The 24,634-nt window shown below is 44.3% G+C and carries 25 protein-coding genes; 13 read left to right on the plus strand and 12 right to left on the minus strand.

Features of this window, described 5'->3' with window-relative positions:
• Positions 1 to 35 precede the first annotated feature (35 nt).
• The 3 genes from MSG34_RS08965 to MSG34_RS08975 form a co-directional block, all read right to left on the minus strand.
• Complete coding sequence (locus MSG34_RS08965) at positions 36 to 1,622, minus strand: AbgT family transporter (protein ID WP_248337089.1); 1,587 nt, start codon at positions 1,620 to 1,622, stop codon at positions 36 to 38.
• A gap of 387 nt (positions 1,623 to 2,009) precedes the next feature.
• Positions 2,010 to 2,135: a type B 50S ribosomal protein L36 gene (gene ykgO / locus MSG34_RS08970; protein ID WP_004734365.1), complete on the minus strand. Its 126-nt coding sequence runs from the start codon at positions 2,133 to 2,135 to the stop codon at positions 2,010 to 2,012.
• Position 2,136: 1 nt separating this feature from the next.
• Positions 2,137 to 2,397, minus strand: a complete 261-nt coding sequence (locus tag MSG34_RS08975; RefSeq protein WP_009847432.1) for a type B 50S ribosomal protein L31 — start codon at positions 2,395 to 2,397, stop codon at positions 2,137 to 2,139.
• Positions 2,398 to 2,521: 124 nt separating this feature from the next.
• On the opposite strand from MSG34_RS08975, the gene tsaA reads away from it, so the two are divergent.
• The 6 genes from tsaA to MSG34_RS09005 all read left to right on the plus strand — a co-directional run bounded on the left by tsaA (position 2,522) and on the right by MSG34_RS09005 (position 7,038).
• On the plus strand, positions 2,522 to 3,217 hold the full coding sequence (gene tsaA, locus MSG34_RS08980; RefSeq protein ID WP_248337091.1) for a tRNA (N6-threonylcarbamoyladenosine(37)-N6)-methyltransferase TrmO: 696 nt from the start codon (positions 2,522 to 2,524) through the stop codon (positions 3,215 to 3,217).
• 101 nt (positions 3,218 to 3,318) lie between these two features.
• A complete protein-coding gene (locus MSG34_RS08985) occupies positions 3,319 to 5,034 on the plus strand; it encodes a proline--tRNA ligase (protein WP_048606696.1) in 1,716 nt (571 codons plus the stop codon).
• A 190-nt stretch (positions 5,035 to 5,224) separates the two neighbouring features.
• On the plus strand, positions 5,225 to 5,914 hold the full coding sequence (locus MSG34_RS08990; RefSeq protein WP_017086220.1) for a tellurite resistance TerB family protein: 690 nt from the start codon (positions 5,225 to 5,227) through the stop codon (positions 5,912 to 5,914).
• A 168-nt stretch (positions 5,915 to 6,082) separates the two neighbouring features.
• Positions 6,083 to 6,286, plus strand: a complete 204-nt coding sequence (locus MSG34_RS08995) for a YaeP family protein (RefSeq protein WP_008222923.1) — start codon at positions 6,083 to 6,085, stop codon at positions 6,284 to 6,286.
• A 1-nt stretch (position 6,287) separates the two neighbouring features.
• The gene (locus MSG34_RS09000; protein WP_010436438.1) at positions 6,288 to 6,479 is read left to right on the plus strand and encodes a DUF4250 domain-containing protein; all 192 of its coding nucleotides are present in this window, start codon (positions 6,288 to 6,290) and stop codon (positions 6,477 to 6,479) included.
• A gap of 232 nt (positions 6,480 to 6,711) precedes the next feature.
• Positions 6,712 to 7,038, plus strand: coding sequence for a hypothetical protein (locus MSG34_RS09005; RefSeq protein ID WP_019819867.1), 327 nt, complete (start codon positions 6,712 to 6,714; stop codon positions 7,036 to 7,038).
• A 358-nt stretch (positions 7,039 to 7,396) separates the two neighbouring features.
• On the opposite strand, the gene glyA is transcribed toward MSG34_RS09005, so the two are convergent.
• Positions 7,397 to 8,647, minus strand: a complete 1,251-nt coding sequence (gene glyA, locus MSG34_RS09010; protein WP_048612231.1) for a serine hydroxymethyltransferase — start codon at positions 8,645 to 8,647, stop codon at positions 7,397 to 7,399.
• A gap of 347 nt (positions 8,648 to 8,994) precedes the next feature.
• Between glyA and MSG34_RS09015 the strand changes: the two genes are divergently transcribed.
• The 3 genes from MSG34_RS09015 (at position 8,995) to MSG34_RS09025 (ending at position 12,250) form a co-directional block, all read left to right on the plus strand.
• A complete protein-coding gene (locus MSG34_RS09015; protein ID WP_017060757.1) occupies positions 8,995 to 9,597 on the plus strand; it encodes a YitT family protein in 603 nt (200 codons plus the stop codon).
• Positions 9,598 to 9,679: 82 nt separating this feature from the next.
• Positions 9,680 to 11,245 carry a winged helix-turn-helix domain-containing protein gene (locus tag MSG34_RS09020; protein WP_048606702.1) on the plus strand — a complete coding sequence of 522 codons (1,566 nt, stop codon included), beginning with the start codon at positions 9,680 to 9,682 and terminating at the stop codon, positions 11,243 to 11,245.
• A 102-nt stretch (positions 11,246 to 11,347) separates the two neighbouring features.
• A complete protein-coding gene (locus tag MSG34_RS09025) occupies positions 11,348 to 12,250 on the plus strand; it encodes a hypothetical protein (RefSeq protein WP_248337093.1) in 903 nt (300 codons plus the stop codon).
• Between the two features lie 123 nt (positions 12,251 to 12,373).
• Here MSG34_RS09025 and treC read toward each other — a convergent pair whose 3' ends face one another.
• From treC to gmhB, 5 genes are all read right to left on the minus strand, one after another.
• Positions 12,374 to 14,059: an alpha,alpha-phosphotrehalase gene (gene treC, locus MSG34_RS09030; RefSeq protein ID WP_248337095.1), complete on the minus strand. Its 1,686-nt coding sequence runs from the start codon at positions 14,057 to 14,059 to the stop codon at positions 12,374 to 12,376.
• A gap of 122 nt (positions 14,060 to 14,181) precedes the next feature.
• The gene (treB, locus tag MSG34_RS09035; RefSeq protein WP_248337097.1) at positions 14,182 to 15,606 is read right to left on the minus strand and encodes a PTS trehalose transporter subunit IIBC; all 1,425 of its coding nucleotides are present in this window, start codon (positions 15,604 to 15,606) and stop codon (positions 14,182 to 14,184) included.
• Positions 15,607 to 15,810: 204 nt separating this feature from the next.
• Positions 15,811 to 16,755 (minus strand): trehalose operon repressor TreR, encoded by a 945-nt coding sequence (gene treR, locus MSG34_RS09040; RefSeq protein WP_019824953.1) that lies wholly within the window; start codon positions 16,753 to 16,755, stop codon positions 15,811 to 15,813.
• 89 nt (positions 16,756 to 16,844) lie between these two features.
• Positions 16,845 to 17,180, minus strand: a complete 336-nt coding sequence (locus tag MSG34_RS09045; protein WP_048664565.1) for an MliC family protein — start codon at positions 17,178 to 17,180, stop codon at positions 16,845 to 16,847.
• 63 nt (positions 17,181 to 17,243) lie between these two features.
• Positions 17,244 to 17,828, minus strand: coding sequence for a D-glycero-beta-D-manno-heptose 1,7-bisphosphate 7-phosphatase (gene gmhB / locus MSG34_RS09050; protein ID WP_017060762.1), 585 nt, complete (start codon positions 17,826 to 17,828; stop codon positions 17,244 to 17,246).
• A gap of 207 nt (positions 17,829 to 18,035) precedes the next feature.
• On the opposite strand from gmhB, the gene metN reads away from it, so the two are divergent.
• The 3 genes from metN to MSG34_RS09065 all read left to right on the plus strand — a co-directional run bounded on the left by metN (position 18,036) and on the right by MSG34_RS09065 (position 20,619).
• The gene (gene metN, locus MSG34_RS09055; protein ID WP_017060763.1) at positions 18,036 to 19,070 is read left to right on the plus strand and encodes a methionine ABC transporter ATP-binding protein MetN; all 1,035 of its coding nucleotides are present in this window, start codon (positions 18,036 to 18,038) and stop codon (positions 19,068 to 19,070) included.
• The gene (locus tag MSG34_RS09060) at positions 19,060 to 19,743 is read left to right on the plus strand and encodes a methionine ABC transporter permease (protein ID WP_050649641.1); all 684 of its coding nucleotides are present in this window, start codon (positions 19,060 to 19,062) and stop codon (positions 19,741 to 19,743) included. The genes metN and MSG34_RS09060 overlap by 11 nt, the downstream gene beginning before the upstream one ends.
• A gap of 66 nt (positions 19,744 to 19,809) precedes the next feature.
• Positions 19,810 to 20,619: a MetQ/NlpA family lipoprotein gene (locus MSG34_RS09065; protein WP_019824947.1), complete on the plus strand. Its 810-nt coding sequence runs from the start codon at positions 19,810 to 19,812 to the stop codon at positions 20,617 to 20,619.
• A gap of 91 nt (positions 20,620 to 20,710) precedes the next feature.
• Here the strand turns inward: MSG34_RS09065 and MSG34_RS09070 are convergent, their stop codons facing one another.
• The 3 genes from MSG34_RS09070 to syd all read right to left on the minus strand — a co-directional run bounded on the left by MSG34_RS09070 (position 20,711) and on the right by syd (position 23,645).
• Positions 20,711 to 21,916 (minus strand): carbohydrate porin, encoded by a 1,206-nt coding sequence (locus tag MSG34_RS09070; protein ID WP_048612237.1) that lies wholly within the window; start codon positions 21,914 to 21,916, stop codon positions 20,711 to 20,713.
• Positions 21,917 to 22,318: 402 nt separating this feature from the next.
• A complete protein-coding gene (locus tag MSG34_RS09075) occupies positions 22,319 to 23,095 on the minus strand; it encodes a Zn-ribbon-containing protein (RefSeq protein WP_017060766.1) in 777 nt (258 codons plus the stop codon).
• 4 nt (positions 23,096 to 23,099) lie between these two features.
• Positions 23,100 to 23,645, minus strand: coding sequence for a SecY-interacting protein (syd, locus tag MSG34_RS09080; RefSeq protein WP_017089736.1), 546 nt, complete (start codon positions 23,643 to 23,645; stop codon positions 23,100 to 23,102).
• A 131-nt stretch (positions 23,646 to 23,776) separates the two neighbouring features.
• Between syd and queF the strand changes: the two genes are divergently transcribed.
• Complete coding sequence (gene queF / locus MSG34_RS09085; RefSeq protein WP_248337099.1) at positions 23,777 to 24,622, plus strand: NADPH-dependent 7-cyano-7-deazaguanine reductase QueF; 846 nt, start codon at positions 23,777 to 23,779, stop codon at positions 24,620 to 24,622.
• Positions 24,623 to 24,634: the final 12 nt, after the last annotated feature.

Raw genomic sequence — 24,634 nt, forward strand, 5'->3', positions numbered from 1 at the left:
AACGAGCCATTGATAGACAAATCTGAACCTTAAGACTAAGGCGTGTAGTACGTTGCCGCACCTGGGCCTACTGGTAGACCAAATACGAATACCCAAATGTAGAACATTAAGCTCCAACCAACCAAGAATACGATTGAGTATGGAAGCATAGTTGCAATCAGAGTACCGATACCTAGGTTCTTCATGTAACGCGTCGCTACAGCAAGGATAAGACCAAAGTAGCTCATCATTGGCGTAATGATGTTGGTTGTTGAATCACCGATACGGTAAGCCGCTTGAATCGTTTCAGGCGCGTAACCAACTAGCATTAGCATTGGAACGAAGATTGGCGCTGTTACTGCCCACTGAGCAGAAGCTGAACCGATCATCAGGTTAATGAAGCCACACATTAGGATGAATGCGAAGAACAACATTGGACCTGTTAGGCCGATATCTTGTAGGAAAGTAGCACCTGCAACTGCGAATACTTGACCGAAGTTAGTCCACTTGAAGAAAGCAACAAACTGAGCAGCGAAGAACACAAGTACGATGTACATGCCCATTGAAGACATAGACTTAGACATTGCATTGATTACATCACGGTCTGTTTTCATTGTGCCGGTAACTTTACCGTAAACAAAACCAGGAACTGCGAAGAATACGAAGATGAACGCTACGATACTTTTCAGGAATGGAGAACCTGAAACCGTACCTGCTGCTGAACGTAGAACACCATCAGCTGGAACAATCGTCCAAGCAAGAAGCGCTGAAACCGCTAGCACTGCGATACCCGCAAGCTTAAGGCCTTTCTTCTCAACGTCTGTTAGTTTGCCCATTGAATCATTTGATAAATCTTCAGACGCTTCTTCGTCATTGTATTTACCCAGTTTTGGTTCAACAATCTTCTCAGTTACAAATGCACCTGTAATCGCGATGAAGAAAGTAGAAACAAACATGAAGTACCAGTTTGATTCAGGACCAACGCTGTAAGTCGGGTCGATCATTTGTGCTGCTGTTTCTGTGATACCAGAAAGCAGTGGGTCAACCGTACCGATTAGAAGGTTTGCAGAGTAACCACCAGATACACCAGCAAATGCTGCCGCTAGACCTGCTAATGGGTGACGACCCAAAGAGTGGAAAAGCATTGCTGCAAGCGGGATAAGTACTACATAACCAAGCTCTGAAGCCGTGTTAGAGATAATACCGGCAAAAACTACGGTTACCGTAACCATGCGCTTAGATGCGCCCATTACCATGCCACGCATCGCCGCAGATAATAGACCTGAGTGCTCAGCAATCGCTACACCTAGCATTGCAACAAGCACGGTACCTAATGGCGCAAAGCCAACAAAGTTTGTCACTAGATTAGTAACAATGAGCTGTAAGCCTTCAGCATTAAGTAAGCTTACAACGTAGATCATGCCGTCAGCAGCACGACCTGGAGCACCTTCTGGACGAGGGTCCATAACAGACACATCAAAATATCCTGCGATACCTGAAGTAACTAGAATAGCGACACAGAAGATTGCGAAAAGAGTGATCGGGTGGGGTAATAGGTTCCCCAAATATTCAACACCATCGAGAAAACGGGTAAAAATAGGTTTCTTTGGCGAGTTGTTTTTTATTGAAGCTGATGAACTCATCAGTTCCCTCCTTGTAGTGATTCCTATGCAATTGTGACAAAAATGTTCAAATTGCCAGCGAAGGGTACGCGACAAAATTATCAATTAGAAATTCAAAATGTTACAAAATGTGTAACAAACGACGATTTTTAACTCTATTTGAACAATTAATTAGCAAATAAATCTACATTAAATACAAAATCTAGATTTATAATTCACAAATACACATTCACTACAAATATAACTGATAATATAACCCATTGATTCACTTGAAAATAAAACACGCCATACTCTAAGTTAATACGCAATATTCTGTCAGGTTCTTCTCGAGGGAAAAGAAAAACAGACAAATGAATGAAGTTTGACTTTCCCCTCGTTTTTACACTCGCGTCACATCAATTTGACTGACTATTTCTGAACCGCTTTGAATCTCGGATTGGTTTTGCAGATAACATAATGACGACCTCTGCGCTTTACTATCTGGCAATCAGGATGGCGACTTTTCGCACTTTTAAGTGATTTCACAACTTTCATTCTATTTCGCTCCCTTACCTAATTGACCAAAACGACGAGTGAAGTTCGCAACACGTCCTTCTTTATGTAGCACTCGTTGTTTACCCGTATAGAAAGGATGCGACTTTGACGACACCTCAATCGTGAAGTAAGGATAAGTATTGCCGTCTTCCCATTCGATAGTACGGTCTGTTTTTAGCGTTGAGCCGATTAAGAAGTACTCATCGACACTGGTGTCATGAAAAACCACGGGACGGTAATCTGGATGGATATTCGGTTTCATTGTATTTCCCTTAAATAACTAATTTGATATGTTATAACATTGCAAATGATAATTATTATCAAAAGAAAAACAAGCGATTTTATGATATTTTTCCGTCTTAATCGTAATCAGAGAACACCCAACTATGTACACCATTGAACCTGTTGGCTTTATTGAGTCTCCTTATAAAGAGAAGTTCGCTGTGCCAAGACAGCCTAGGTTGGTACCCACATCCACCTCAAGAGTCAGGTTGGTTGATGCAGCAAACTACCTTGAGTCTGTTCGTGATATCGAGCAATTTAGCCATGTTTGGTTACTATTTCTGTTCGACAAGAACCTTGAAGCAGGCTGGAAACCAACTGTGAGGCCACCTCGCCTTGGCGGGAATGAACGTATTGGTGTATTCGCGTCTCGTGCCACATTCAGACCGAATGGAATTGGCATGTCTGCGGTTGAACTAAAAGGTGTGTCTCAAGAAAAAGGACAAACTTGGTTGGATCTCGGCAGCGTCGACTTAGTAGACGGTACACCGATCATCGACATCAAGCCTTATATCCCCTACTCAGATTCGATTCCGGATGCATTGGGAGGGTTCGCCGCCGACGAACCAGAGGTGCTCGACGTTAACTTTTCGCAGCAAGCGCAAAGTAAGCTCGCAAGCCATCCACAAGCGCGCCATATCATTCAGGTGATCAAAGAAGTATTAGGCCAAGACCCTCGCCCTGCCTATAAGAAAGGTAAGCCTGACAACAAAGAATATGCGGTAAATTTGTTCGATCTTAACGTGAAATTCGTGGTTGAAACGCTTTTCATCAATGTAACTGACATTGAACGCTTTTGAGATCCCAAATAGGCTGATATTATATGCGGCTATATCAGATTTGCTGTGGTCACGAACGACAGCAAGTTTTCTTTTATCAATGATGAAACGGATACCATAGAATGCGTACCAGTAACTACCTTCTTTCTACTCTGAAAGAGACTCCAAACGACGCAGAAGTTATCAGCCACCAGCTGATGCTACGTGCAGGTATGATCCGTAAGCTAGCTTCAGGTTTATATACTTGGCTACCTACTGGTCTACGTGTACTGCGTAAAGTCGAAAATATCGTTCGCCAAGAGATCGATAATGCAGGTGCCGTTGAAATCTTGATGCCCGTAGTTCAACCGTTTGAGCTTTGGGAAGAGACTGGCCGTTCTGAAAAGATGGGTCCTGAGCTACTTCGTTTCACAGACCGTCACTCTCGCCCGTTTGTTCTTAGCCCAACAGCTGAAGAAGTGGTAACGAGCCTAGTACGTAACGAGATCAGCTCTTACAAACAGCTACCTCTAAACCTGTACCAAATCCAGACTAAATTCCGTGATGAGCGCCGCCCTCGTTTTGGCGTAATGCGTGCACGTGAATTCTCTATGATGGATGCGTACAGCTTTGATATCGATAAAGAAGGCTTAGAAAAGTCTTACCAAGCGATGCACGATGCTTACTGTAAAGCATTCGACCGCATGGGCCTTGAGTACCGTCCAGTATTGGCAGACTCTGGCGCAATCGGCGGCAGCGGCTCTCAAGAATTCCACGTTCTTGCTGAAAGCGGCGAAGACCTAATCGCATTCTCTTCAGAATCTGATTATGCAGCGAACATCGAGAAAGCAGAAGCACTAGCTCCAACGACTGAAGCGGCAGCGCCAACTCAAGAGATGGAACTGGTTGATACGCCAAACGCAAAAACAATCGCAGAATTGGTAGAGCAACACGGTCTAGCAATCGAGAAGACTGTTAAGACTCTATTCGTTAAAGCTTCTGATGAAGTAGACGCTGATATCATCGCGCTAATCATCCGTGGCGACCACGAACTGAACGAAGTGAAAGCAGAGAACCTTCCACAGGTTGCTTCTCCACTAGAGATGGCTTCTGAAGAAGAAATCCGTGCACTTGTTGGTGCTGGTCCTGGTTCACTTGGCCCTGTTGGTCTAGAGCTACCATTCATCGTTGACCGTTCTGTTGCTGTAATGAGTGACTTCGGCGCTGGCGCAAACGTAGACGGTAAGCACTACTTCGGCATCAACTGGAGTCGTGACGTTGAGCTTGCTCAAGTTGAAGATCTACGCAACGTTGTTGAAGGCGACCTTAGCCCATGTGGTCAAGGTACTATTCAGCTTAAGCGTGGTATCGAAGTTGGTCACATCTTCCAACTAGGTAATACTTACTCTAAAGCAATGAACTGTAACGTGCTTGGTCCTGATGGTAAGAGCGTAATCCTAGAAATGGGTTGTTACGGTATCGGTGTTTCACGTGTTGTTGCATCTGCTATCGAGCAAAACCACGATAAATTTGGTATCACTTGGCCAGACGCACTAGCACCATTCCAAGTTGCTATCGTACCAATGAACATGCACAAATCTGAGCGCGTTAAAGAAGCAGCTGAGAAGCTATACGCTGAATTAACCGCTATGGGTATCGAAGTACTATTCGATGACCGTAAAGAGCGCCCAGGTGTTATGTTTAAAGATATCGAGCTAGTGGGTATCCCTCACACTATCGTTATCGGCGATCGCAGCATGGACGAAGGTAACTTCGAATACAAAAACCGTCGTACTGGTGATAAAGAAGCTATCGCAATGGACACGGTTATCGAGCACCTTAAAGCTCAACTAGCTTAGTAATCCGATTACTGACTAGATAAACATTGAAAGGCTGCCATTAGGTGGCCTTTTTTATGTCTGTCGTTTCCCTTCAAACTCCATTCTATTTATCCCTAGAGTAAATAACGTAAGTTAATCCCCTGTTCATCTTCAAATCCGTATATTGGTGTCATCAACTTTTTGGACATGCTCACCATTGGAGGTATCGATGGATATCAAAAGCTTACTGAACCAAGCACTTAAATCAGATCTCGTAAAACAAGGCACTCAGAAACTTTCACAAGGGTCTTCAAGTTTAAGTGGCCTTTCTCAAGGCAGCAATGGCAAGAGTAGCAGTAAAAGTACACTCGGAGCCTTCGGTGCTGGCGCAGTTGGCGGCGGACTGTTAGGTGCGTTAATGGGCTCGAAGAAAACCAAGAAAATGGGTAAGAAAGCCGCTGGCATTGGTGGCGCAGCAGCACTTGGCGCTCTCGCTTATAAGGTCTACAACGACTATCAGTCTAAACAAGGCCAAACACCGAATGCCGAACAAGCTCAGTTTGATGAGAACGACTCAAACCATAGCGTGCTGATTCTCAGATCGATGATTGCAGCGTCCAAAGCGGATGGTCATGTTGATGAAGAAGAGATGGCTAAGATCGAACAAGCCGTCGAAAACATGGGTGCCGATTATCAACTGACCAAATTGGTCTCTGAAGAGCTGCACAAACCGCTCGATCCAAGCGAAATCGCTCAGCTCGCAACCTCACCTCAACAAGCGAGTGAGATCTATTTAGCGTCTTTGATTGTAGCGGATGAACAAAACTTCATGGAGAAGGCCTACCTCAAAGAGTTAGCCAAGCAACTCAACCTTGCTGATGAAGTTACTTATCAACTTGAACAGCAAATCTCTGGTTAAGCAGTCAATATCCGGCTAATCGGCAAGCTAGCAAAGTGATACGTTGAGCATCAACAGAATGAGATATTGAGCAAGAACAAACTAACTCTGAACTTAATCAGATCCACTTTGTTTTTGCTTATCTCTATGTGTATATTGAGATCAGTTATCATTTGGTTAGGTATAAAAATGAAAGTATACGATTGTTGTGATTTGGTGCGTGAACTGTATTCTCAAATTGGCAGTGGCGACCAAGGCTATATCCCTAAAGCGATCACCTGCGCGGTAAAAACATTGAACGACCTTGCTGCAGATGAATCTCTTCCTAAAGAAGCGCGTGAGCGTGCAGCATTTGCCGCTGCAAACCTACTGATCTCAGATTTCGAGGACTAATATGAACCTCGCTAATTTTGAAAAAATGGATCCTGTGATGTTGATGAGTATCGTCAACATGAAGCTACGTGACGACTTCGGTGGTGATTTGGATCGAGTGGTCAACTTCTACGAGATCGACAAAGCAGCATTGATCGCTAAACTTGCGTCTGCTGGTTTTGAATTCCTTCCAGAAGCCAAACAGTTTCGATAGTCATTTAGAACACGCTTGATTTTGAAAGGCCAACCTCAGTGTTGGTCTTTTTTATTGGTGATACATATTGGATAAACATGTAGTTAGCCAGTTATAAATTATCTGTCTACATCTATACTTTTATATCTTAGAGTCAACGAACGCTCCTTGAACCAAAGCGTATTGTTGTATAGGCTACCTAAAATAGCCTATAAAACTCATCACCCAATCTGATGATATCGAAGGATTAACAATGAAAAGACTCGGACTTTTGGCAGTTTTCGCTGCAACACTGACTGCAGGTTGCGCTTCAAATACACAGCAAGACAATTTTCGTGAAGCCTCTTTTGAGCTGTGTAACACCGAAGTCGATATTTACTCAGTAAGCCATGATGAAAGAGTACGCATTGTCTGCTCTGATGGCTCTAAATTCGCTTTAAATAACGAAGACACGCTAGAAGTGATGCGTGATATCAACATCGACTACTGTGACGGCGAAGGCTTAGGCAAATTCAACGAGAGCCGCCATTATTACTCATTCAAGTGTAAGTCTGGCACCCTGCTTAGCATCAGAAAGTAGAACCAACATAAGAAAACCACAAAGGGTTGATGTGCAAACATCAGCCCTTTTTAGCACCCGCAATAACCAATCTTCAAAAACAAAAAAGGCCCCAAAAGGAACCTTTAAACTCTTTGTTCAAAGTAGATGAGCGAAGTTCAAGGAGCTCACACGAAGTTTGCGCTAGCAAATGAGTAAGTGCGACACAGAAATTCGTTCACTCTCTGAGAGTTACCAGACAATAAAAAAGGCTCCCAACAGGAGCCTTCAAATTCATCGTTTTTCAAAGTAGTCGTTTGAAATTCTAGGAGAGCACGCGGAGCTTACGGATGTAAGTGAGCATGCTCGACAACGAAGTTCAAATTACTACGAAGAAAAATTAAGCGTAAACCGGTAGACGCTTACAAATTTCTAATACTTTTGCTTTCGTTGCTTCGATAACAGACTCATCGCCCATGTTATCTAGGATGTCACAGATCCAACCTGCTAGCTCTTTCGCGTCTGCTTCTGAGAAACCGCGACGAGTGATAGAAGGAGAACCAATACGGATACCTGAAGTAACGAACGGGCTACGTGGGTCGTTTGGTACTGAGTTCTTGTTCACAGTGATGTTCGCTGCACCTAGTGCTGCATCTGCTTCTTTACCTGTGATGTCTTTGTCGATTAGGTCAACTAGGAACAGGTGGTTCTCTGTAGAACCTGAAACGATGTTGTAACCGCGTGCTAGGAATTCAGCAACCATTGCTTTTGCGTTAGCAACTACGCGAGCTTGGTACTCTTTGAACTCTGGCTCTAGAGCTTCTTTGAACGCTACTGCTTTACCAGCGATAACGTGCATTAGAGGACCACCTTGGCCGCCTGGGAATACTGCTGAGTTTAGTTTCTTGTAAAGATCTTCGCCTTCGTTTGAAAGGATAAGACCGCCACGAGGACCCGCTAGCGTTTTGTGCGTTGTCGTTGTTACAACGTGAGCATGTGGAACTGGGTTCGGGTAAACACCTGCAGCGATTAGACCAGCAACGTGAGCCATATCTACAAAGAAGTAAGCACCTACTTTGTCAGCGATTTCACGCATGCGCTTCCAATCACAAACTTGAGAGTAAGCTGAGAAACCACCGATGATCATCTTAGGTTTGTGCTCGATAGCTAACGCTTCCATCTCTTCGTAATCGATTTGACCTGCTTCATCGATACCGTAAGGGATGATGTTGTATAGCTTACCAGAGAAGTTTACTGGAGAGCCGTGAGTTAGGTGACCACCGTGCGCAAGGCTCATGCCTAAAACAGTATCGCCAGCATTCAGTAGTGCCATGTATACAGCGTTGTTTGCTTGAGAACCTGAGTGAGGTTGTACGTTTGCGTATTGAGCGCCAAACAGTTCACATGCACGTTCGATTGCTAGAGTTTCAACTTTATCTACGTACTCACAACCACCGTAGTAACGCTTACCTGGGTAGCCTTCAGCGTATTTGTTTGTAAGTTGAGAACCTTGAGCTTCCATTACACGTGGGCTTGTGTAGTTTTCTGAAGCGATAAGTTCGATGTGCTCTTCCTGACGAAGAGTTTCTTCTTGGATAGCTGCGAATAGATCCGCATCGTAATCAGCAATGTTCATGTCACGCTTAAGCATCTGTATCTCCTGACTCAGATTGTACTGAAAGTTTCAAAAAAACCACACAACGACCGAAAGCAAACGTTTCCGTCACCGTTTTGATGTGACGCATTCTACATAATTTGATCTAGGTCATAAAGAGCTAATTGCAATTTTATCATGCAGTTTTTTCATAATCACATATAAGATTCATCATGGTTATTTGGCTTATCCAACCAAAGATGACGCTTACTGTCAATTTTACGCTTTACACCCTGTAAAACGCAGATTACATAGGTTTACCTTAATTTTGCACCTCAAGCTACCGAAAGCTAAGGTTTTTCTCTACTATGCACGCCTTTATTGGTTAGGTAATTATAAAAACGATGGAAAAACACTCACGTAAAGAAGATTGGGTAGCGATTCTCACTGGCACGTTTTTAGTGGCGTTAGGCGTCTTCTTTTTACAGTCAGCGAACCTGCTTACCGGTGGTACTACTGGCTTGGCTCTGCTTTTGAGTCAATTCTTGCCTGTAACCTTTGGTATTTTGTACTTTGTTGCCAATTGTCCATTCTATTTATTAGCATGGAAACGATTCGGCCGCAGCTTTGCTATTAGCAGTGCGATTTCTGGTGCTTTAGTATCTGTGTTTGCCGATCATTTATACTTAGTTATCTCGCTAGAAGTTCATAACGAGATCTATTGTGCTGTTGCCGGCGGCTTATTAATGGGCTTAGGTATGCTAATCCTATTCCGTCATCGCTCAAGTCTGGGTGGCTTCAACGTACTGTGCTTGTTTATCCAAGACCGCTACGGTATCTCGGTAGGTAAAACACAAATGGGTATTGATGCGTGTATTCTGTTTGCATCGTTCTTCTTCGTGTCACCTTGGGTCATTGCCGTATCTGTATTAGGTACCGCAGTATTGAACATCGTATTGGCAATGAACCACAAACCAACTCGCTACTCGGTGAATTACGCGTCTTAATACCAATCACCCTGTGAATTACTAGCTGTTTTTAATAACAAAAACAGCTAGAATTTAGGTTTTATAAACCGTCGCCTTTTCTATGCAAGATTACCTCTCTAGCGCCAAAGACCAACAAGCCTCTATTTATATTGAAGGCTTGGAATTCAACCCCAACACACGAGTCTTAAGTTGCGACGAGCAGGTCATCGATTTAGAACCTCGTTCTATTGAATTACTCGAACTGTTTCTGACTAGCGTGGGTGAACCGCTCGCTGCTGAGCACATCATTGAATCTGTGTGGCAAAGTAACTTCATTTCCAAAAATGTTCTGACAAACCGAATCAGTACCTTACGTTCAGTACTTCAAAAACACCTACCAGATAGAGACGCGACCAAAATACTGGTGACTTACCCACGCAAGGGTTACTTCCTTAACCCAAGTTCGGTTAGCTTTGCTGCGGCTTCCCCTGATACCGAAGCGGATGATGCCGTCATAGAATCTCCAACCAGTCAAAAAGGATTGGGCTCCAATCCCGTTAATCCTTGGCTTGTTGTGGTGTCTTTGGTTTTGCTGATCAGCACAGCGGTAATGGGTTATATGCTTTGGCAATCTTCGACTCGTGCTTCCGAAGTCGAACGCGACCAACGATTGATTCCTAAGGTCGAACTTCTTCTGAATCGATTGGATGCCATTGGCGATAATTCCAGAAAATACCGAAAAGTCGTAAAAGCATTAATACTTCAACAGCAGATTGAATACGCCTACACCGATCTTGCTAACCAAGATGCGCCAAGCTACTTCCTTGACCCTATAGACAGCTCTCCCTTCTTTCCGGGCGCAAAGAACATGCGTACCAGTGATTACCTGCTTAACATTCAGCTGAAGGATCAAGAAGTAGATAAACGCCTCGTCGCTAAAATAAGCCTGATTTACCCGAACTCAGGGAAGTTGGCGTTTGGTGGGGTTTACTCTATTGATGTTAATAACATCAGCAGCAGCGTTATGGAGATCAACCGAGAGTTGGCTAACTACTTTGCTCTGCCCGCACCATTGTCGCCAGAGTGGTCTGTCGACAATACCGAAGTCAGTGAATTGCTGAGTGGAAAAACCATCACGTTTGATGGCATCAAGCTCAACACCATGACGTCTACTCTGATTGCACGACAACTTGCTCTATTTGAAACGGATCAGAAGAAGCTCATTGCGTTCACCAATCTTGTTCAAACTCGATTTAAGTTACTACCGGACGAACTCAAACTGTGGGTTGGTATCATTCATTTCAAACTGAGAGACCTGCAAACCGCAAAAGAGCTCCTAACCAATACCTCAGGAAACTCTACGATCGAAAATGCGTTGGTTTATATGATGGTTTCTCACATTGCTTATAAGCAAGGCAACATGGAGAAGTTCCGCCTCAACTACATGGAGTCGCTGGTTGCGTTATTGAGAGTGGTTCCATCCGAAGATCTATTCGCTCGACTATCTAAACCTGAATCTAAATCGACCTGCCTACAACCTTGGAAGAGCTTAAAGCTAAGCGTTAAAGAGCCTTTGATCATAAAGCAATGGGAAAAGTTAATGCTTAACTACTGCAGCGCTGTCGGGCAACAACTCTCAAATAACAAAGAAAAACCCTTTAAAATAAACAACTTAAATATAAATTAAGATCTTATGTGACTTCGTTTTTTGCCCTATTTACTCCTCAAACAATAGCATTCCTAAAAACATCGGGCCCACCAAGGGCTTCCAACTTTAGGAATGTTCAACATGAAAAAAACAATGACGCTGCTAGCGACCTCTCTCTTTGCTCTCTATGGTTGTGGAGGCGGCTCTTCTTCTGGTTCTACAGATGGTAATAAAGGTCCAAGCAGTCAGGTTGATTACCCTATTGCGAGCTCTGCATTTTCCCCTAAAACAGAAACAACATTAGGCTACTCATTTACCAAAGATGGTGAGACTGAAGGCGTAATGACAATGAACTTCACTCCTTTAAGCGGTGAACTCATTATTGCAGGGTTACAAGAAGAGGCCGGCAATGAAGCGGTCGTTCAAGTTATCAATGATCTGATCAATTACGGCATCACCGAATTTTATGTTTCTGAAGACATCATGACGAATGTTGAAGGTACACAAGAAGACGGCAGCATTTATTTTGCAGGCCCTGACCGCGGTCTACATGAAATCACCAATGCCTACTTTATTGGTAGCCAATACATCACAACCGTAATGCGCAGCAGCCCTCTTTTCCGTTTGAAAGGAACTGACGTAAAAGAGAGTGACCCAATCATTGATATCAGTGAAGAAACCGTGTCATTGCAAGTGACGTTACATGGCAAAGCAGTCGCTAACTTGCTGAATGACTTTGAAGATAGCTCGTGGGTATCAAGACTGCCAACTAATGCCTCATGCCTAGTCACATGGCAACAACAGATTAAAGAAACAGGCATACGTAAGAGTTTCAAGATCTCTGATAAATCAATCGAAGCGGCGAACCTAACAGAGAAAAACACTTACTACATTGGCTGTGAAGGTATGGATTCGGCAGAATTTGGCACATCATCAGAGCGCTGGTTCAACCCTAGCATCGGCTTAATTGAACAGATTGAATTGATGTCTGTAGAGCAATCTACGATCGAAGAATCAGCAGCGGTACTGACTTCTATTAGCTAAACCCAAGCATAACTACTGACTAGCTACAAACAATAAAAAAGGCTTTGGGGAGCTCTCCAAAGCCTTTGTAGAAGCCCAATCCTTTAAGGGGAAAAGAATCAGGCTTCTTAAAATGAAACAAGGTTAACCTTCAATCAAGAGAATACGAGTCTCGTAAGGACGTAACACTTGATGATGTAATGCAACTGAAGTGTTCGCTTGTTGATAGTTAGACAACAAACTCTTCGCCTTAGTCATATCAAAACGTTCCGGTAAAACGCATTCTGCCTCTTCACCATAATAGTTGTTAATACACAGCAAAGTCTGCCCTTCGTTCTGACGTGCATACGCAAAAATTGATGAGTGCTCAGGCAGTAGGTCTTGATAACTGCCATCCGTAATCACTGGCACTTGTTTACGTAACTCAATCAAACTCTTATAGAAGTAAAAAACAGAGTCTTTATCTTCAAGCGCTTGCTCGGCGTTAATCTCAGAGTAATTATTCGCTACATCAAGCCATGGCTGAGCTTGTGAGAATCCTGCGTAAGGCTCACTGTTCCATTGCATTGGTGTACGAGAGTTATCTCGAGACTTCTGCGCCAAAATCGCCATCATATCTTGATGAGCCACACCATCACGGTTCACCATGATGTCGTACATATTGGTACTCTCAACATCACGATACTGGCTAATTTCAGTATAGCCAGGGTTAGTCATGCCAATCTCTTCACCTTGATAGATATAAGGTGTGCCTTGCATCATATGCACAGAAGCGGCTAGCATCTTGGCTGATTCAACGCGATATTGCTGATCGTTGCCTAAGCGACTCACCACTCTTGGTTGGTCGTGGTTACACCAGAATAGTGCGCCCCAACCTTTGCCGTTCAATCCTGTTTGCCAGTGATTGAAGATCGATTTGAGCTGCAAGAAGTCAAACGGAGCATTAGTCCACTTCTCACCATTGGTGTAATCAACCTTAAGGTGGTGAAAGTTAAATACCATTGATAGCTCGCTGTTATCAATGTTTGAGTATTGCTGGCAGTGTTCCAACGTGGTTGAAGACATCTCGCCGACGGTCACGCTACCGTACTTCTGAAACACTGCTTCGCTGATCTCTTTCAGATATTCGTGCACACGTGGGCCATCGGTATAGAAACGACGACCATCACCAATATCATCATTAGAGAAATCTTGCTGCTTTGAAATCAGGTTGATCACGTCCAAGCGGAAACCGTCAACGCCCTTTTCAGCCCAGAAGCTGATAACGTCTTTCACTTCTTCACGTACAACCGGGTTCTCCCAGTTCAAATCAGCCTGTTCTTTGGCGAATAAGTGTAGGAAGTATTGCCCTGTCGCCTCATCTAATTCCCATGCATTACCACCGAACTTAGACTGCCAGTTCGTTGGTACTTGGCCACCTACTGGATCTTTCCAGATATAATAATCGCGGTACGGACTGTTTTTGTCGCCCAAAGCAGATTGAAACCATGCATGCTCTGTCGAAGTGTGGTTTACCACGATATCCATCACGATACGGATACCACGTTGGTGCGCTTCAGACAGCAATAAGTCGAAGTCTTCCATGGTGCCGAATTGAGGATTAATCGCGTAGTAGTCTGAGATATCGTAACCATTATCGATCATTGGTGATGCGTAAACCGGGGTTAGCCAAATCGCATCGACACTCAAATGTTTGAGGTAATCCAATTTCGAAATGATCCCTTTGATATCGCCAGTGCCCTTACTGCCACTGTCGCAGAAGCTCTTTGGGTAGATTTGATAGATGGTCGCGGTTTTCCACCAGCTTTCATCATGTTCAGTCATCGCCATCTCTAACACTCACTTACCAGAAAATATAAAATAAAAATCACCATGTGAATCATGGTCGAATAGGAGTCATTCCTAAGAGAAAAAGCGATAACTCACATTGGAGTCATCGCTTATTAAATGCATTACGCGTTCGCGGTTTCTAACTCACCCTTGGATTGGGCTCGCTTGTAAAAGAACAGGGTTAACGTGATAGGCAGTACTATCGCCACCAGCATCGCGACTAGGTAAATCGACCAATATTGAGGTTGAATCGATAGGATGCCCGGCAAGCCGCCGACACCGATACCATTCGCCATCACACCCGCGCTACCACAGATTGCGGCTGCAACAGCACTACCAATCATTGCGCTGAGCATTGGGAATTTGTATTTAAGGTTAATACCGTACATCGCAGGCTCTGTTACACCTAAGTAGGCTGAGATTGCCGCAGGAACCGAGATGTCTCGTTCACCTTCACGCTTGCTCAAGATAATGATGCCGACTACTGCCGATGCTTGTGCAATGTTTGATAGTGCAATCAAAGGCCAGATTGGTGTGCCGCCTAAGTCTTGCATCAATTGCAAATCCACGGCGTTGGTTGTGTGGTGAATACCCGTGATAACCAAAGGTGCGTAAAGGAAACCAAATACCACTGAACCAAGAATCGCAAAGTCACCTGTCATTGCCGCTTTAGCTGCGAATGCCACACCATCGCCTAACATACGACCGAATGGGCCAATGAAAGCGTGCGCTAGAATCACAGACAAAACAATCGATACAAATGGCACAACCACTAGGTACAAGTAAGCAGGGACGATGCGCTTAAGATTGGTCTCAATGAACGCCAAAGCCACACCCGCTAACATCGCAGGGATCACCTGAGCCTGATAACCGACCTTCTCAATCACGAACAGTCCAAAATCCCATACCTCAGGTACCGATTTACCTATCATGTATGCGTTCATGAGTTGTGGTGAAACCAAGGTCACACCGAGCGTGATACCCAAAATAGGGGTTCCGCCAAGCTTCTTAACCGTTGCCCAACACACGCCAACCGGTAGGAAGAAGAAAATAGCTTCGCCGATCAACCATAAGAAAGAGTGAACCGTTGCCCAGAATTGACTGATTTCAACGAGGGTTTTGCCGTCGAACATGCGAATGTCGCCAATCACATTACGGAAACCAAGAATCAAACCACCAGTAATGATGGCAGGCAGCAGTGGTACGAAAATTTCGGCTAAATGGGAGATACCACGCTCAAGGAAGTTCATATTTTGACGAGCAGCCAGCTTCGCCTCATCTTTTGATGATGCCTCTTTACCTGTCTGTTCAATCAGAAGTGCGTACACTTCATCAACTTCAGTGCCAATCACAACTTGGAATTGGCCTGCGTTAGTAAAACAGCCTTTTACTAGCTTCAGTTTTTCGAGTTCAGCTTTGTTGGCCTGCTCTGTATCGTTCAATACAAAACGCAGTCGAGTCAGACAGTGGCTGACACTCGCAATGTTTTCTTTACCACCGACTAACTCGATAAGACGCGCAACGTCTTGCTTCGCTATCTTACTCATACTACCCCACCCTGGTTTCATTCAATTACTCATCTAAACCATGCAGCTATAACCACTCAGATTTAGATTAATGGGAACATTCCCAATCACGGTTATTATAATGCCCGTATGAATGATAAATTAAAATGGGAACAGTCCCATTAATTGAAAGAGATCACACTCTAATTTTAATCTAAGCAGTTCAATTTCGCTTAATTGAGTGGATTATAGAATAGGAGATTGGGTGTGATGAGAGATCTCTGAATTACCTAAAAGCTGAGAGATCAATAGATTAGCAGCCAACTTACCTGCAGATTGGTAACCAGGATCAATGCTAAATACTCGCGGGAACAAGAAAGAGAGAAGATCATTGCCACCAACGCCTGTTACAACCACATCTTCACGTTGTAGTTCTTGTAGACGCTTGATCACGCCAAGAGCCAATGTGTCACTGGCACAGACAAGAGCTTGAGTTGTAGGAGTCAGTACCTCATCCACCAGCTGATAAGCACTTTCGTGATGAAGTTGACCAGTACGATAGTTCGCAATCACTCCAGTGCTTTCACACCAATCGAGATAAGCCTTGAGACGCAGTTCACCGGTTGATTTATCACTAGGATCAACCCCGATAAAGCCAACGTCAGAGATCCCCTGATCCGATAAATGCGCCAACGCACTATTGATCACCTGCTGGTTATCATAGTTAATCGACGTCACGTTCTCGGTATCCAAAGCAATCACCACCGCTTTGTGTTCCCACGCTTCGATCGCAGGAATATCGCAGTCAGTAAAGCCAAATACAATAATGCCATCAACGTTACGACGCTTTAGAACTTGCAGGTGCTCATTGGCTTTATCTCTATCAAGTTGGCTTTCCATGATCACGACATCGTAATCCGCTCGATACAACTCGGCCAGCATAGTGCTAACGGCTTTATTTTCTGAGGGAGAGTCCAAACGAGAGATAATCACGCCGATGACTTTTTGGCTGCCACCGCGCATCGATTGCGCTGACTTTGAAGGCGTATACCCAGATTCTTGAATTACTCTTTCCACCCTTTCACGGGTTTCAGGTTTCACTTTTGGATCATTGGTCAGAACGCGTGATACGGTTGACTTACCAACACCGGACAGTTTTGCAATATCAAGAATAGTGAGTTTTTTGCTCATAAAAAGTCTAACGTTAAAGGGAAGAGAATAAAAAGTGAGGGCAGATTCCCTCACTTAACTGTTTGTAAATCTTAGAAGTTAACTATGACTTACTTTCGACAATTTTTATAGACGACACGACCAAGTTCTAGACGTGCGTTGTCACCTTTAGTGCGCAAAGTGACGCTATTGATCAGCTCAGAGGTACCATCATCTAAGATATACTTCGTTCCTGAACCTGCCGCTATTTGAGTGAGGCGATATTCATTCTCTGGCAAACGTAATACCGCTTTTTCATTACCAAGGTAAGCGACCTTAAATGAAGCGTCAGACTCACATTGATAAGTCACGAATTGATCGTCCGATACTGCACCATCAGGCGCTGCGGATTTAGAACACCCGAATAACGCTACCGTACATAGAGATGCTATCAACAATGCTTTCATACTGCGTTCCTCATCTTTATATAGTGAACAACACTTATATCTAAGTGAAAGAGACTTAGTGCCTTAACCTTTTAAGAATGCTGGTACATCTTTAATACTGTCAAGCACAACACTTGCAAGTGCCTCACCCTTTTCAGTTATTGGCTTACCGGTTCTTACCAGTACTTTTGTGCCAACACCTGCCGCTTCTGCAGCCATCATGTCTTCCGCTTTATCGCCGATCATGACCGAGTTAGCCATATCAATCTTCAGAAAGTCACGAGCAGAAATGAACATGCCTGGCTTTGGCTTACGACATTCACAATCTTGCTTGTAGTCACCAATACCGTGTTCAGCGTGATGCGGGCAGTAATAGATGCCATCAAGCTCAACGCCGTTATCGACAAAGTTCCAATCCATCCACTGCGTCAAAGAAAGAAAACGGTCTTCACTAAACATGCCGCGAGCAATACCAGATTGGTTGGTCACTAGCACCAATAAATAACCCATATCTTTAAACGCTTTCGCCGCTTCAAACACACCATCGATGTATTCAAAGTCATGCTCATCATGTACGTAGCCGTGGTCGACGTTAATCACACCATCACGATCTAAAAAAACAGCAGGTTTAGACAAAATTTTGTTCTCTATCAACTCTCTATTAATCATTAATTATTACACGCTTTATTTGCTTCATCACTATCTATTTAGTTTTGCGTTCGTTAACGATTTGTTTCAAGCTTAACCATACAATCGACGTTTAGCCGTCTAGACGTAAAAATATCTATTGACTTAGATCATAGAACACCATAGCATCGTCTGTAAATCGAGCGAGCTATCGACATATTATTCTGTTCTACCTGCACGGGTTTCTCTATGATTAAAGTGAATCAAGTCAACAAGGTTTTTTATCAAGGCACTAAAGAAATCAATGCCTTAATTGATATCAACCTCCACATTCCTCAAGGTCAAATCTTTGGAGTCATCGGCTCTTCAGGTGCAGGCAAAAGTACCCTAATCCGCTGTGTAAATATGTTGGAAGCCCCGACTTCAGGTGAAGTGATTGTTGACGGTATCGACCTGACAAAACTCAGCAAATCAGAACTTAGCGAAGCGCGCCGTAACATCGGCATGATATTCCAACACTTCAACTTGCTGTCTTCTCGTACTGTATTTAACAATGTAGCACTGCCTTTAGAGCTTGCTGGTAAAGATAAAGCAATTATTGAAGCGAAAGTGAGTGAGTTGCTTGAACTCGTTGGCTTGGCGGATAAGCGTGACACTTACCCTGCAAACCTAAGTGGCGGTCAAAAGCAGCGTGTTGCGATTGCTCGTGCACTGGCCTCTGACCCGAAAGTACTGCTGTGTGATGAAGCGACCAGCGCACTGGATCCAGCAACAACTCAATCAATTCTTGAGCTGCTGCGTGAAATCAACCGCAAGCTGAACATCACTATCCTGCTTATTACGCACGAGATGGATGTAGTGAAAAGCATTTGTCATGAAGTCGCGATCATTGGCGGTGGTGAATTGGTAGAGAAAGGCACAGTTGGTGACATCTTTGCTCACCCTAAGACTGAACTTGCGCATCAATTCATTCGTTCAACGTTGGATCTAACGATTCCTGAAGATTACCAAGCACGCTTGCAAGAGACTCGCGTAAACAGCAGCTACCCGCTGGTACGTCTTGAGTTTACTGGTGCAACGGTTGATGCTCCGCTGATGACGCAAATCGCACGTAAATTCAATATCGATGTCAGCATCCTAAGCTCTGACCTTGATTACGCCGGCGGTGTGAAGTTCGGCATGATGGTCGCAGAACTGTTCGGTAATGAAGCAGATGATAATGCTGCTATCCAATTCCTACGCGACAACAATGTAAAAGTAGAGGTGCTTGGTTATGTCCTTTAGTTTCAACGAGATTGCTGACTGGATCAGCCTTAACGGTAACCTTCTATTAGGCGCAACAGGCGAAACGCTTTACATGGTTGCTGTCGCTGGCATCGTTGGCTTCGCGGTCGGTATCCCGTTAGGCGTGATTCTACACACGACTAAACGAGGTGGGCTGCTAGAGAACACCAAGGTAAATAAAATTCTCGGTGCGGTTGTAAACGTCGGCCGTTCAGTGCCTTTCTTAGTGCTGATGGTGGCGATTATCCCACTGACTAAGATGCTGATTGGTACCTTCATCGGCACAACAGCAGCGATTGTTCCACTGACGATTGGCGCTATCCCATTCGTGGCTCGACTTATCGAGAGTGCGCTACTTGAAGTACCAACAGGTCTAGTAGAAGCGGCTCAATCAATGGGCGCAACACCAACACAAATCATCAATAAGGTTCTGCTTCCAGAAGCACTACCAACTATCATCAACTCAGTAACGATTACGCTAGTGACTCTGGTGAGCTACTCAGCAATGGCCGGTACTGTTGGCGGTGGTGGCCTAGGTGATGTCGCGATTCGTTACGGATTCCACCGCTACGATGTGACCATCATGGCTGTGACAGTAGTGATGTTGATTGTGCTAGTACAAATTATTCAATCAATCGGTGATTCATTAGTTCGCCGCGTTGACCACAGATAAAGACTCACGAATAAAGATTAGAGTCGTCTGAACCTAATTAAATAGATTTATTAAAAGGAGATTATTATGAAATTTAGCCTTAAAGGTTTACTAACTATCGCAGCAGCAGCTTCAGCGCTAGTTCTAGCAGGTTGTGGTGATAAAGAAGTGGATACTTCTAAAGTAAAAGTTGGCGTAATGGCAGGTGCAGAAGCTCAAGTTGCTGAAGTGGCAGCTAAAGTAGCAAAAGAGAAATACGGCCTAGATGTTGAGCTAGTAACGTTCACAGATTACGTAACACCAAACGCAGCTCTAGATGATGGTTCTATCGACATCAACGCATTCCAACACGCACCGTACCTAGATCAGCAAGTGGCTGACCGTGGCTACAAGCTAACTATCGCTGGTAACACGTTTGTTTACCCAATTGCGGGTTACTCTAAAGAAGTGAAATCAGTAGACGAAATCCAAGACGGTGCGCGTATTGCTGTACCAAACGACCCTACAAACCTAGGTCGCTCTCTACTTCTTCTTGAGCAACAAGGTCTTCTTGAACTTCGTGAAGGCGCAGGTCTTCTAGCTACAGTTCGCGACATCGTGGGTAACCCTAAGAACCTAACGATTGTTGAACTAGACGCAGCTCAACTGCCACGTTCTCTTGATGATGTTGCTCTATCTATCATCAACACAACTTACGCGAGCTCTATCAACCTAACTCCACAAAAAGATGGCGTATTCGTTGAAGACAAAGATTCTCCTTACGTAAACCTAATCGTTTCTCGTGAAGACAACCTAAACGCTGAAAACGTACAAAACTTCGTTAAAGCTTACCAAACTGAAGAAGTGTACAACGCAGCTTCTGACATCTTCCAAGGTGGCGTCGTTAAAGGTTGGTAATCAACTAAACGACAGCACTGTATAGATACCCGAAGGGGCTGACATAACGTCAGCCCCTTTTTATTGGTTAGGATTTACCAGAAAGTTCGACTTACCACCAAGCTTCCACTTGCATACCAACGCTCATTTCACTGTTTTTACCTTCACCGAAGGCATTGTCGTTTTCAGCATCATTTAAATAAGTAGCGAAGATACGGAATTCAGGACGAGACCAGAAACCCACTTGTGGAACCCAAGCCTGAGCGATGGTGAATTTACCACCTGCCCCATCTTGGTTATCAATCGTTTCTACAAAACCACCAATTTCAAGGATGGTACGCATGCGCTTGTCCCACTTATAAAGCGGACGAATAACTGCACTGAAAGAGTCATCATCACTGTTATTAGCACCCACACCGGTTGACGCGGCATAACGCACAGTGTGGCCAAACTCAATATTCTCGCCAATCGCAAGCACGCCCCAGTTAATCAAACGGAAGCCATCGGCGTCATTGTTGTTTGCATCTCGAACAATGCCTTTACCCGTGCCAAAAGTCGTCATCTGCTCGGCATAACCAGAGTTAGCAACCTGCAGAATGGTTTTGTTGAAACCGCCTGATAGGTTTTGATTCAAGCTCGCCGTTAGCATTACGCTGTCATCCGCATCCACCGTTTGACCTTGCTTTTCATTGGCGAAGTTCATATCAATACCGACCTCAAGATCCGCATTGTTCCACAATGGAATGCCTGCATAACGTATATCAGCAATCATGGCCGTCGTTTCTTTGCCATCAAACACATCGCCAGTCACCGTGTCTTGAATCAACGCCACCGATAATTTACCAGGGCCTAGGTTGATGTGTTCAACGCCGGCACCAATACCACTTACATCCCAGTAGTAATTATCAACGATGTGCACATCATGACGTTGGTAGTAGCGCTCACCCGCCCAAATCCCAATGTCCTTATCTTCAAAAAGCCCCACCGCCTGAACATTCAATTGCACCACATCCACGCTTTTATCCGCGGCATTCTCATCTTGGCCTTGCCAGTACGACAACATGGAATCAACTAAAAATGAAACGTCGTCCTCAGCATACACCTCTTTCTTAAAGCCAAACTCACCATACAGGTCATTTTCGTTGCCGAGTCGGCCAACTTTACTCACCTCCCACTTGCTGTTTGAGCCGCCTTCATTACTCAGGCCAACGCCTCCGCGCATGTAGCCATTGAACTCCAATGGCGTGGTTTCATCAGCGTATAAATTAGGGGCAAGTAAAGCAGTAGAGAGTGCAGCAGCAATAGGTAACAGTTTCATCGTCCATTCCTTTCAGATCTAGAATCAGGTTATTATTTATAAATGGGAACATTCCCATGGGATCGATCCCATTTATATTAAGCAGAATATAAATTGAAAGAGAACTGATTGATTATTGTGATCAGGATAACTATTGAGATAACTAAAAGCTGATGGGTGTTGGATTATTTCAATGAATACATTGGCACTACGGAAAGAGCTGAATATCACGTTCTGTACGTATTTAAAGGGGAAAAGGGTAACGATAAGAGAGTAATAAAGATCGAGCTAAGACAGGTAACGAAGTAACGGCATCGGGGATGATACAAGGTGCTAAACATTTAATATAAAAAGAAAAAAATATCGGAGCACTAAATAGCGCTCCGATATCTAAAGCATGACGCTTAAATAACCACAAGAAGACTACTTCAGGTGATCCCAAGAGATGTTTGACACCAATCGGCAGTCATCACACTTGAAATAGAAAATATCGTGGATAGGCGCATCTAGCAGCCATTCACCACCACATTGCGGACATTTGCGCTCTTTTTCATCTTTCAGGCTGATCCCACCGACACGGTATAAGTAGTAGTAGGTTGGAACCTTAGTCAGATATTCAATACGCCCTCTTAGACCCCAACCGCGTTTAAACAGCACACTCTTAGTGTCACTGATCTCGGTTAGCGTTGCATGTTCAGCGCGACAACCACCACCCATTTGTACTTCATCACAGGCTTGCCATTCTGTCTGCCATTTCAATACGGCTTTATGGTCGCCATTGAAGGTAGGTGGATTGCGATACAAAGGGATTGGTAGCAAGCTATCGCCACTGCGCAGCGGTGAACAGGTGTGCACGAATGTCGTGTATAACACCTGCCAGCTTGGCGTTTCATCTTCTGCAACTTCTTCTGAGTTCAGATCTCGACCTAGCAAACGCATTTTAGGCGCTAGTAGGCTCGCGTTAGACAAGCGATCAAAACACACTTTCACAAAGTCTGAGTGATTACGCGGGTGTAAACTGTCTTGCTCCGGGCACACAACGCGAACATAGAATTCACCATCGCCCATCACGATTGGGAATTCACGACCTAACACTTGTCCGTTATAACGAAGTGCATCCATTAAGCCATTAACAGCCTTGTCGACAGCGCTTACCGTTGTGTTATCAAAACACTCAAATTGAAGTTCTAGTACGTACATCTATTTATACCGCTGGTTGTAGCTTTTCTAAAAATTCTGCCAATGTCTCGGCGAGTACATCACGATTTTTGGTGCCTAAGCGCTCCAAAATCACGTTACCCGTTAGGTTACAGATAGAGATAACGTCTAGCTCTGCATCGGTCGCGGCAATGAAAACCGTTGGTTTTAGCTTCAAGCGACGCTGAGTCACTAGGTGACCCAAAATGTTTTCTTGTAGGCATTCGAAGTCTTCATCACTCCAAATCTGTAACAGAGTCAGCTCGTTACCATCAAAAGTCGCGTTCATATCTGCGCTGAATTGTGCGCCGTAGAAAGTCTTGATGTCTTCATGCAGAGTCAACTCAATACCGGTTTCAACGTTGGTGAAATCCGCGAATTGCTCACGTGGATAGTGCTTCCACAACACGGCATCGCCACTCTTTTCTTCTACGCATGGCGATACGATGTCCACCAACTCCTCATTACGAGGTAAGCTTTGGTGTTGCTGCTGCCACGCGTCAACGTATCGCTGACTAAAAGAAAGTAGTGCGTCTTGAGCACGTTGAGTCATGAAAATCTCCTAAACACAAAATAATAAATAGAATCCGAGCCCTTTCCGCGCCGATTAAGCGATGACTTAATGACAGGGTAAGGGGGATTCAGTAAAATCGACCCCATTCTAATCGAATTTGAAACGAAAGTATGAGCAAATATTCTGACGCAAAAGAGCTAGTGGGTTTAACCCTTGGCCAAAAAACTGAGTACTCTAACCAATACGATGCAAGTTTATTGCAACCAGTGCCTCGTAGCCTTAATCGCGATGATCTTGCGCTAAACGGCGAGCTGCCTTTTGTTGGTCATGATATTTGGACGATGTACGAGCTTTCGTGGCTAAACACCAATGGCCTACCACAAGTGGCGGTCGGTGAAGTTTTCATCCCAGCAACCAGCCCAAATTTAATTGAATCAAAATCCTTCAAGCTGTACCTGAACAGCTACAACCAGACTCAATTTGAAAACTGGGATCAAGTCACTGAGCGCCTGACCCAAGATTTGTCAGCATGTGCAGGCGAAACGGTGATTGTGAATGTAAACTCAGTAACCGACTACACAAACCAACCTATCGTGACGATGGAAGGTGACTGTATCGACAACCAAGACATCCAAATCACTAGCTATGACTTTGAAGCGTCACTGCTTGAAGGCGCAGCTGGCGAACAAGACGTTGAAGAGACACTGCATAGCCACCTATTGAAGTCGAACTGTTTGATCACCAATCAACCGGATTGGGGCAGCGTTGAGATCGCATATTCTGGTAAGCAAATTGACCGTGAAGCTCTGCTACGTTATTTAGTTTCTTTCCGTGAGCACAATGAATTCCACGAACAATGTGTTGAGCGTATCTTCACTGACATCATGAAATACTGTGCACCTTCGAAGCTAACTGTGTTCGCACGTTACACACGTCGTGGTGGTCTGGATATCAACCCATACCGTTCAACAGAGCAAGATAGACCAAGCCACAATAAGCGTATGGCTCGCCAATAATCAGGCGAGAAC

The organism is Vibrio sp. 1CM2L (assembly GCF_023161695.1).
Lineage (GTDB): Bacteria > Pseudomonadota > Gammaproteobacteria > Enterobacterales > Vibrionaceae > Vibrio > Vibrio coralliirubri.